Source organism: Aquabacterium sp. (assembly GCF_048860245.1).
In the GTDB taxonomy this organism is placed as follows: Bacteria; Pseudomonadota; Gammaproteobacteria; order Burkholderiales; family Burkholderiaceae_C; genus Aquabacterium.
On the sequence record NZ_JBLIZW010000075.1, the window covers coordinates 1 to 9,981 of the forward strand.

A 9,981-nucleotide genomic window follows, 5' to 3' on the forward strand; every position below is an offset into this window, starting at 1 on the left:
GGCGCCACCGGGGCGGCAGCGGCCGCATCGGCAGCAGCTTCTGCCGCCAGCTGTTGCTTGATGTCACCCATTTCGGTCATGCGCAGGACGCGCCCGATGCCGGTGGGATCGATGCCGTATTCAGCCGGCAGCACGACGGCAACCAGGAGCACCACCGCAGAGATGGCAGCCAGGATGGTGGAGCGCACCAGTTGCTTGGAGGAAGGCAGTTCGGCGCGCAGGGGGGTATCACTGTTGTACATATTGAATATTCCTTGGGTGTTCAAGACACAAAATAGCCGGTGAGCTGCATGCCCACCAAGATGAAGCCCGCACTCATCATGGCGACGTTGGCGGTGTAGGCATTGCGAACGAAGCTGGGGGTGCGGCGCCAGTAGCTCATGCCGATCAGGATGACTGCCAGTGCCAGCATCTGCCCGATCTCCACGCCCACGTTGAAGGCCAGCAGGTTGGGCACCAAGCCGTCGGTCGAGATCTCATACTCCTGAATCTTGGTCGCCAGACCAAAGCCGTGGAACAGGCCGAACACCAAGGTTGCCACCTTGGTGTTGGGCTGGAACCCCAGCCAACGCTGGAAAGCACCGATGTTGTCCAAGGCTTTGTAAACGACGGACAGACCGATGATCGCGTCGATCAGGTAGCTGTTGATCCCGACGTTGAAGTAAACGCCCAGGATCATGGTGGTGGAGTGACCCAACGCAAACAAGCTCACGTAGATGCCAATGTGCTTGATGCGGTAGAGGAAGAAGATCACACCGAACAGAAACAGGATGTGGTCGTAGCCCGTCATCATGTGTTTGGCGCCCAGGTACATGAAGGGCAGCAGATTGACGCCCGAAATTTCCTGGATGTAGCCCTTGTCCCCTGCTGTGACGGCGTGGGCAAAGGCCTCTGTGCTGCCCAATAAAAGGCAGATGAAGAAGGCTGAAAGTAGAAGCAGACGGGACTGCCAGATCGCACAAGGCGAACCTGGCAGCCTGTCGAGGACAGGACTGTGCATAAAGACTCCGATGGTCTGAAAGAAGGGGGAGCACTGCGTGGAGCAGTGCGGGGAGCGAGAAGCGTCTCAGCCCATGGGCGGGCGTTCCAGCCTGGACGCCTGCACCATTTCAATCCACGGCCGCACCCGCCCGACCCAATCGGGGAGCTGCGGTGCCGACGAGCTCCAGGCGACGGGCAGGGCGTGCGCTTTGTCGTGCGAGTGATCCGCCCCATGGTGGGAATGGTCGGCAGCGGCGCTCAGATTCACCATCGCCAATCCGTCGTCTCCACCCTGTTCATCTTCGTGCGCATGTCCATGCGCATGTTCGTGCGAACCGTCAGAGGAAAGCGGAGCGACGTGGATCGACGCTGCGATGGCAGCAAGGCCGTGGGAGCTCGTGCCCCCGATCGAAGAGAAGACAGTTCCGAACATGATCACCACCAGCACCAGCCATCGCACGCCCAGCGCTGCCCGGTCAGGGGGCAAGGAGCGGGGGAAGCGCAGGGTCATGGGTGTTGATGCATTCAGTGTTGGTCGAGGGATTATAGTAACCTCCCCCAGGGGATACGATCAGCCATGACGCAACCGCACACACATGCCACCCACCCAGCCATCATCAAACGCCTTCGCAGAGCCAGCGGACACCTGAGCAGCACCATAGAAATGCTGGAGCAGGGACGTACCTGCCTGGATGTCGCTCAGCAGCTGCAGGCCGTTGAGAAAGCGATCCAGCAAGCCAAGAATGCCCTGATCCGGGACCACCTGGATCACTGCCTCGAAGACCTCGTGGGGCCTCTGGGCACCGGTCAGCGCCATTCCCTCGACGAGTTCAAGGAAATCACCCGTTACCTCTGAGCCCCGGGCTCCCTCCGCACCCGAGCACTTCGACCCCGAGAAACAACATGCTGGACATACTCGCCCACCGCACCTACCGCCATCTGTTCGCAGCTCAGGTGATTGCCCTGATCGGGACCGGGCTGGCCACGGTGGCACTGGGCTTGCTCGCATTTGACCTGGCCGGCGACAACGCGGGCATGGTGCTGGGCACAGCCTTGGCCATCAAGATGATCGCGTACGTGGGTGTAGCACCGGTCGCGGCGGCCTTTGCCGAGCGCCTGCCCCGGCGCACCATGCTGGTCACGCTGGACTTGGTGCGTGCGGCTGTGGCGTTGCTGCTGCCGTTTGTTTCCCAGATCTGGGAGGTGTACGTGCTGATCTTTGTGCTGCAGGCGGCGTCGGCCGCCTTCACTCCCACTTTCCAGGCCACCATTCCCGACGTGCTACCTGACGAAAAGGACTACACCAAGGCCTTGTCACTCTCTCGTCTGGCCTACGACATGGAGAGTCTGGTCAGCCCCATGCTGGCGGCGGCCTTGCTCACGGTGATCGGCTTTCACGATCTGTTTGCCGGCACGGTATTGGGTTTCCTGGCGTCGGCGGCACTGGTGGTGTCAGTGGTGCTGCCGGTGCATCCGGCGCCGCAGCGTCGCGGCATCTACGACCGGACCACGCGCGGCTTGCGCATCTACCTGGCCACGCCCCGTTTGCGCGGGCTGCTGGCAGTCAATGTGGCCGTGGCGGCGGCTGGCTCCATGGTGTTTGTCAACACGGTGGTTATCGTTCAAGCCAGTCTGGGCCTCACCCAGGGTGCGGTGGCCGTAGCGTTGGCCAGTTTCGGCGCGGGCTCCATGGTGGCCGCACTGGTGCTGCCCCGCCTGTTGGAGAAGCTGCCGGACCGCAGCGCGATGCTAGGTGGTATCGGCTTGATGGTCGCAGGGCTCTTCGTGGGGACATGGGTTGAGGGGCACGCTTCGCTGATGGCCTTGTGGTTTGCGCTCGGTCTTGGTTACTCCACCGCCCAGACACCCTCCGGGCGCTTGCTGCGGCGCTCTGCGCATCCAGAGGATCGCCCAGCGCTTTTCGCCGCGCAGTTCGCCCTGTCGCATGCCTGCTGGTTGTTGTTCTATCCATTGGCCGGCTGGCTGGGTACTCGATATGGGATGGCAGTGACCTTTGTTGTCCTGGCTGGCGCGGGCGCATTGAGCTTCTGGATCACTTCGATTGTTTGGCCCTCTGAGGACCCTGAGGTCATCGAGCACGAACACCCTGACTTGCCAAGCGGACATGCACACACTCTGGGTGGTGCCGTTGACGCCAGCGATCAAGTCCGGCACGCACACCCTTTTGTTGTCGATGACTTCCATCACCAATGGCCCCGCGTTGGTCGATGAAATTGGGGCATTCGGCCTGCACTCAGTTGCGAGCACTATCTGACTTAGCCCGCGTAAGTCGAGTGACCGGTCTGCGTGCATGATCCGTCGCTGAATGTCCTGCTCGGCAATTGACCGGTTGCTGTTTCTGAAAAAACACAGTGCTTAAATTCGAGTGTCCGTACCCAGCCTCAAACTGCCGCTCGGGTTCTCACATCAGTTGGTCGCTCTTGGCCGAGTGCAGTCTCCCATCTCATAGGTCAAGACCAACTAACGTAAAAATTATTGCCACCAACCAGAGCGAACATGACTAAATGCCTGTGCCTTTGGGTTGAAGAATCGAGACCACCTTCCCCGTGGCCATGCCCTTGAGCAAGGCCACTTCATGGACAAGCACTTGATTGATCGACGCAAGCTTTGACAAGTCCGCACGCGTCTCAGCGAGTTCCTGCCTTAGAGCGCGGTTTACCTCGCGCTCATGAACCAGTGCGTCATGCTTGGCGTCGCGCTGGGCGCGCGTCGCCTTGCCCACCAGGCCTCGAATTTTCTCGGCGAGGTCAGGGTATGTGTTGTGAATCAGTCCAGGGGTGACTTCAGCCAACTTGGCAACCGCAGAGATGGACAGCTTGCCTTGGTCAGCCTGCAATTGCACAATGGCCCGTTGAATTTCATCAACAGTTTTCTTTCGACTACGAGCCTTGGGATCATTCATTTGAAGCTCCGCTCAAATTTGACGCACACGACGCTTGTGGGAGCACCCCGAGATCCACCATAACCTGGCGCGCCCATTGAACGTCACGCTCAGCGCGTTGCTTGACCGCTGGTCCCGCATCGTCAATGGCCAGCAATTCGTTTTGTTGGTCATAGATACCTCTCCAGACGTCCGCAAACGACTGATCAATCACACCGTTCTTACATCCCACACATCGGGTTGTTTCATACAATCCCGCGCCTCCGCATCCTTTTTCCTGGGCCAAGCACCACCCGTGGCCGGTAGCACGGATGTGAACTTGAGGCGCCGTCTCCGCCAACAATGCCGTGCGACTTTTCAAGGCAATCGCGCGCGCCTTTTTGATTTCGTGCCCGGCTCCGCCGCTCAAAGGCTGATCCCCAAGCCAAGACTCAATCAAGTCCACCTTGAAGTTGGTCATCTCCTCCAGAACTTCATCGAACAGCGATGCATCCTGCATTGGGTTGGACGCATACAACTGGGTCATGCTCATGCTGGAATGTTTGAACTGCCATTTGAGGAATACAAGCGAGGAGCGCCCCATGCGCGACTCCACAATGTTGCGCGCGTAAGTTCTACGGCATTGGTGCGGTGCCAACTGCCAGTCCGTTCCGGCAGCCATGGCCAATCGTCGGAATGAGACCTTTGATCCACCATTGGATAGCGCATCAACGTGGTATCCAGCCGATTCACTCTGACCAGACATGCTGGTGCATAGAAAAAGCTTTCTGACGTCTCGCTTTGCCTTTGCCAATCGCAGCATCCGATTCGTCAAATCCTGAGGTGTTGGATTGCACTCCAGTTCCGCAACTTCAAGAGCCATCTTTTCTTGAAGCGGCTTTGCATAGCGGTTCATCAGATCCAAGACTTTGACTGTGAGTTCGGGGATCAAGAATTCGACCTTGCCTTTTCCTGTCTTATGCTCGGTGGTAGCGACCCAGTGGAATTGAACGCCGTCTCGCACTTCGCTTCGCCATGACCCAGACTCGACCCCAATCGCCTCCTCATTGCGCATGCCACTGGTTATCGACAGGACGTAAAGTGCAGCATCCCGAATGCGGATCAACGCAGGATTTCTAAACCCCAACCTCCCGGCATCGCGCTCGTTCAGAATTTCCGGTGCCGCTGCAAGAACCTCTTCACAATAGTTGAACACCTTGGCCTGAACATCAGCAGGAATGATGGGCGTTTTCCCGGTTTCAGTTCGCCCAAATTGGTTTCCGGGTTGCTTTGCCAATCCGCTGACCCGCCACAGTGAGCTCTCGCCCCATGGACATGCAGCAAGCGGAGATGAAGTCTCGTTGCGAAACACCCATAAGAAGTCCAGGATGCGCAAGCTGTCGTAGACGCTATGCGCATTGCGGGTCAGGCGGGCTTTGGTGTGATGGACGTAGTTCGCGACGTGTATGGGTCTGACCTGGTCGAATCTCTTAATGTTCAACGCAGTCAGCCAACGCATCATCGGAATCGCGGATGCGATGGCAGTCTGGCAGATGCCCATTGCCACCGGAGGCTTGGAGCCTGGCAGGCCTCGCTTGAACCATACATACAGAACAACCTTGCAGTCGTCGACCAACTCTTGCGAGCAGTCCTCAGGCCAGGGAATGTATTTCTGACCATCGGCCACATTGGATTGCTCAAAGTAGGGCCTGAAGTCCCACACCGGATCACCAAATCGGGACAGAACGTGGTTGCTGCCGTCCATGTCAGCCACCGCACTGACCACGATATTGGATTTCTCGGATTCCGACAGCCCTTTGGATGAAGCGGGCTGGGCAGCCAAGAGGTCGTAGGCCTTTGGCGGCTGCAATGCAATCGCGTTACCGGCCATAGCGTGCCTCTCGACTCAGTTGCGACTGGCGCATGCGTATCGCCCAGAAGGAATGGGGATTTTTCTCGGCAAGCGCCTTGGCTTGCGCCACCATTTCCGGGATGAAGTTGTCGTATGCAATTTGGTCGATTCTTGCAATGAGGTCCTGATGGTGAAGGCGCCACTCACTCCACTCGTCCGTGGCGTAGTAGCCTACCTCCGACATCAGGAAGCGCTGAAAACTGAAGAGCCGGTGCAGATCCTTGACCGTCCCCACAATGGCATAGCTCGGACACCCTAGGCAATGCGTGAACTCCGCGCAATGTGTTGAGCCGTCCTTCGGAGCGAGCGCGCCTTGCAAGCTGTCCTTGCAACTACCCGTGGGGGTGGGCACGAGGTCGTGCCCCCTGAGTTTGCCTGGCAACGCCTCGCCAATGAATTTGGCACCCTCGGCCTTGGTGCGCTCATCAAGGTGCAAGTAGTGGTTGTCTGCGACCTGGGGGGAATGGCCCATCACTGCGGACACGGCAAGCAGGTCGCCATCGCTGAGCTTCCATAGACGGTTTTCCATGGTCTTTCGTAGGCGTCCAAGTGTGACTCGCAACACTGAGCCGTCATCGGCGAACAACCCGTGGCGGTGAACTATTGCTTTGGTATTTTCGTGAACGCGGCCCATATTCAGACAAAGTGTTTGCCCCTTGAGGTCACCGCGTTGTGATGAGCGGTAGAGCCAAACACGATCTTTGATGCCGTCTGGTGCCTCGGCGACGAGGTTCTGCGTCATTCCCAGCACCATTTTTAGCACCGCGACGCCATCCATGGGGATCGACGCTGCAAGGTCGTGGATATGAGTTTGCCGCAGTGACGTTAATTGCGCACCTTTTCCTCTGCGCTTGAAAGTTCTGACCAGCATCAAGTTGGGCATAAAGGGGTGTGGACCCAAGCAATCCCGCTTCATTTCAAGGAGCGGAGTGGTGTTGATGCCCGAACGCATGCCAACAATGAGCATCAGAACCACAAGCGCCTCTGAGTCCAAACCGCTGAACCCCCCGTGGTGAATGGCAATAAGATCTAGCTTGAGCGCCGCGGCCAAACGCTCCATTTCAGATTGACTTAGTGGAGTTTCACCTCGCGTCGTCGCCCCATTCATTGGGAACGGATTGGCAGGTAGCAAAACATCATGGGATTGGTCAATGAAGCCGTAGTCCATGAGTCCAACCAACACCGACTTGAAGGCAGAGTAATAGTTCTTGGCAGTGGAGCCGTTCGGGTATTTGAGCCTGAGCCAAGCGATATAGCGAACGACATCTGTCGCTGTCATATCTGATGGACGCGACGGCACGATGCCCCCTTGATTGCCTGTGAGGTAGGGCAGAAAGACTTTCATCCCGTTGGCCGCGAAGCTCACAATGCTGGCCACCGAATAGTTGCCGCTGTGGAGTCGCGCCTTCAAGACAGTCGCTGCCGCCCAAACCCAGTCGTCAAAGCCATGTCCCAACCATGGACGCAAGTCAATGATGTTGTGGTTTCGCGGATTGGGAGGCAGCGCGACGATCGCGCCGGATGCATCAGAATCCGCCGCAAGGTCGATTGTGATTGCAGGTGTCTTGGCCTTGTAGTCCTTGGCGCGGGCCATCAATGACTCCCCATCGCTATGGAATCCTCGCCACCGTTGGCGAACAGCATGTCCATTTCGTCTTCATGGGCCAAAACGATCTGTGCGTCCAACTGATTGATTAGATGCAGGTAGATCGCTGTGGTTTGCACGTCAGAGTGCCCCATGCGGTCGCGAACATACAGCAGCGGCTCACCCTGGAAGTCAGCGCTCTTGCGCAGTGCCGACAGCGTGTAGGTTCCATAGGTGTGCCGCAGCATGTGCGCCCGCACCGGAAAGCCAACTTCCTTTTCGATGGCTTTCATCGCATCCACAATGGCCCCTTTCGAGAACTCTGTTCCAAGCTCTGTCAGAACAAGTGCTGCAGGGGCGTTCCCGGCTCTTTGCTGCCGGACTTCTCGCTGGTGCAGCGAATAGGCCCACATGTCTTCCATGAGAGACCAAGGCACGTCCACGCTTCTGGGCTTGCCATACTTGATGTGCATGTCAGCGGGCTCCAGAGTGACGCGGATCATCTGCCCAGGTGTCAGCCCTTTTCGGGCTCTCGGATTGAAGACGTAGGCTAGAGGAAACGTGCGCGCTTCGCAGGATCGCATCCCGGTGCGAACCATCAGGTTGAACAACAGCGCATGGCTTGGGTCAAGCCTCGCGCCAAGGCATTGCCTAACCTGCTCTTTGGTCAGGAATTTGATCGTTGCCTTGCGCTCGCGCGCCATCACCGTCGGTTTTGAAACGACGCCGCCCGCGCGATCCACATGGGCAAGAAAGCCCTGATGCGATGGCGTGCGAACATCGCGCACGCCAAACGGTAGGTAAGTGATGTGCCCCTGGCGTTTGCACCAATCGTAAAACCGGACCACCAGATTCAACCGCTTGTTCACAGTGTTGGGATTCAAGCCCAGCTCTCCGAGCGACCAGTCGCGATACCTTGCCACAACGCTGAGTCCGTGCGGCTTTGGGTCTTCATCCCAGGCCAGGCCGTTGGCAGACAAGAACGCAAAGTAGTCATAAAGCCTGCGGCCATATGCTTCCCATGTGAGCTTGCTTTCAATGCTTCCTTGGGTGACCAAGGCGTGCCACAGGAACGATTGTGCTGGTTCCAAAGGCCAGCCGTCATCGGCCAGCAGCAATGGGAAGCCCTCAAACGATCGGCCTTCAACCATGAGATCAGCCGTGGCCAAGACAAGCCTCATAGACCCATGTCTTTCAGAAGCTTTGCGGCCGCCTTGAAGTTGAGGCCATAGATGTGCATGACCAAATCAACGGCACCGCCGCCGCCACAGTCCATACGCACATCCCAAAACTTTGGCCCAGTGCACAAGAACTCCCAATCATGTCCGGCAACATGGACGTGCCATCGAGTGGTCAGATGACTTGATCTTGGGTGGAACGAGAGATCTTCTTTGACGTGTTCCGCCAGCAGGCGAAGCACATGGATTGAATCCAGCTCCCGCCATCGTCCCAGCTCCGAGTTATCCACAGATCTCATTGCGCTCCATTTCCTCCCCCAAACCCCCACCTGCTACTCGTCTCAAAGAGACGATGAATCCAAATACCAGGGGTCCGGAAGACATGATGCATCCTACTAACAAACCTGATCCGTAAGATCGTTGTTCGACAGCACCACGACCGGTCGCCCGTGCAGCCTGGGGTCGAAGATGCGCTCGCACGAGACGTAGAAGTTGTTGCCGTCGAGCAGGGCGTAGAGCGGCTGGGTCATGTCGGCTCGGACCGGGTCAACGGAAGCGCGTGACGGTCGAGGTCACCACGCCCCAGATGCGCAGCTCCTGGCCTTCCTGCGGGATGATCTCGGGGAAGTCGGGATTGGCCGGCAGCAGCTTGACGACACCGTCACGGCAGTACAGCTTCTTGCAGGTGAACTCCTCGTCCAGGATGGCGACGACGATGTCGCCATGCACCGGGGTGAGCGACTTGTCGACCACCAGCAGGTTGCCATCGAAGATGCCGACGTCGCGCATCGACTCGCCGCGCACCCGCACCAGCATCGTGGCTTCCTCGTGCTGGACCAGCTCGGCATTGAGGTCGACGCGCTGGATGCGGTGGTCTGCCGCCGGCGACGGAAACCCGGCCCGGGTCGGCGACTCGGCCAGGCCCAGACCGCGCGCATAGGCCGCCGGGTCGATGCCGAGCGCCTGGGCAAGAGCCTGCGTGGTCGCGGGCAGGCTGTCCGGGGGACTGGCTTCGAGCAGCTCGCGCAGCGGGGCGGCTGCGCTCGTGTCTTCCTGCGGGCGGTCCAGCCAGCCGGCGGGCTGGGCGCAGGCGGCCTCGATCTGGCGCGCGAGCCGGGCACCCAGCGGCTTGCCGGCCTTGTGCTGGCTCCACTGGCTCGGCGACAACCCCAGGCTCGCGGCGAAGTCGCGCTCCTGCGCCTCCTCCCCCGTGGCCAGCCGGCGCAGGCGCCACTGCAGCCAGAGCAACATCAGGCGGGCCTGGCGTGTGCGGGCGAGGGCGGGAGGCGTTGAGCTTCGAGTCATGCCCCAAACTATAAAGTAAATTTATTTATTCTTAGTGCAGAAAACCCTTGCAGAAGGGGAAAATTCTGCCAAGCTGCACCCGTCTGCAGTCGAATGATCCGGACCGGATAATCGCTCTATCCATGACCATGCGCCCCGA

General features: G+C 58.7%; 9 protein-coding genes and 2 pseudogenes. 2 read left to right on the forward strand and 9 right to left on the reverse strand.

The genetic code is table 11. The features are described 5' to 3' along the window. The 3 genes and pseudogenes from ACMV18_RS08980 to ACMV18_RS08990 form a co-directional block, all read right to left on the reverse strand. Positions 1 to 242: pseudogene (locus tag ACMV18_RS08980) on the reverse strand (transmembrane anchor protein); the annotation flags it as partial. Between the two features lie 20 nt (positions 243 to 262). After that, positions 263 to 1,000 carry a HupE/UreJ family protein gene (locus tag ACMV18_RS08985; protein WP_127804918.1) on the reverse strand — a complete coding sequence of 246 codons (738 nt, stop codon included), beginning with the start codon at positions 998 to 1,000 and terminating at the stop codon, positions 263 to 265. Between the two features lie 66 nt (positions 1,001 to 1,066). Continuing rightward, complete coding sequence (locus tag ACMV18_RS08990; protein WP_127804916.1) at positions 1,067 to 1,492, reverse strand: hypothetical protein; 426 nt, start codon at positions 1,490 to 1,492, stop codon at positions 1,067 to 1,069. Positions 1,493 to 1,558: 66 nt separating this feature from the next. Between ACMV18_RS08990 and ACMV18_RS08995 the strand changes: the two genes are divergently transcribed. Together ACMV18_RS08995 and ACMV18_RS09000 are read left to right on the forward strand one after the other, a co-directional pair. Beyond that, the gene (locus ACMV18_RS08995) at positions 1,559 to 1,837 is read left to right on the forward strand and encodes a metal-sensing transcriptional repressor (RefSeq protein ID WP_127804914.1); all 279 of its coding nucleotides are present in this window, start codon (positions 1,559 to 1,561) and stop codon (positions 1,835 to 1,837) included. Positions 1,838 to 1,884: 47 nt separating this feature from the next. Beyond that, a complete protein-coding gene (locus tag ACMV18_RS09000; RefSeq protein WP_127804912.1) occupies positions 1,885 to 3,213 on the forward strand; it encodes an MFS transporter in 1,329 nt (442 codons plus the stop codon). A gap of 289 nt (positions 3,214 to 3,502) precedes the next feature. Here ACMV18_RS09000 and ACMV18_RS09005 read toward each other — a convergent pair whose 3' ends face one another. From ACMV18_RS09005 to ACMV18_RS09030, 6 genes and pseudogenes are all read right to left on the reverse strand, one after another. Then, positions 3,503 to 3,904: a TetR family transcriptional regulator gene (locus ACMV18_RS09005; RefSeq protein WP_066784037.1), complete on the reverse strand. Its 402-nt coding sequence runs from the start codon at positions 3,902 to 3,904 to the stop codon at positions 3,503 to 3,505. Beyond that, positions 3,897 to 5,753 (reverse strand): integrase, encoded by a 1,857-nt coding sequence (locus ACMV18_RS09010; RefSeq protein WP_296335613.1) that lies wholly within the window; start codon positions 5,751 to 5,753, stop codon positions 3,897 to 3,899. Before ACMV18_RS09010 ends, ACMV18_RS09005 begins: the two co-directional genes overlap by 8 nt. Further along, positions 5,743 to 7,368, reverse strand: coding sequence for a hypothetical protein (locus tag ACMV18_RS09015; RefSeq protein ID WP_066784039.1), 1,626 nt, complete (start codon positions 7,366 to 7,368; stop codon positions 5,743 to 5,745). Before ACMV18_RS09015 ends, ACMV18_RS09010 begins: the two co-directional genes overlap by 11 nt. Next, complete coding sequence (locus tag ACMV18_RS09020) at positions 7,368 to 8,528, reverse strand: tyrosine-type recombinase/integrase (RefSeq protein ID WP_201741025.1); 1,161 nt, start codon at positions 8,526 to 8,528, stop codon at positions 7,368 to 7,370. The genes ACMV18_RS09015 and ACMV18_RS09020 overlap by 1 nt, the downstream gene beginning before the upstream one ends. A 425-nt stretch (positions 8,529 to 8,953) precedes the next feature. Continuing rightward, a pseudogene (locus ACMV18_RS09025) lies at positions 8,954 to 9,067 on the reverse strand (hypothetical protein); the annotation flags it as partial. Between the two features lie 16 nt (positions 9,068 to 9,083). Next, complete coding sequence (locus ACMV18_RS09030) at positions 9,084 to 9,788, reverse strand: LexA family protein (RefSeq protein ID WP_420817565.1); 705 nt, start codon at positions 9,786 to 9,788, stop codon at positions 9,084 to 9,086. Positions 9,789 to 9,981: the final 193 nt, after the last annotated feature.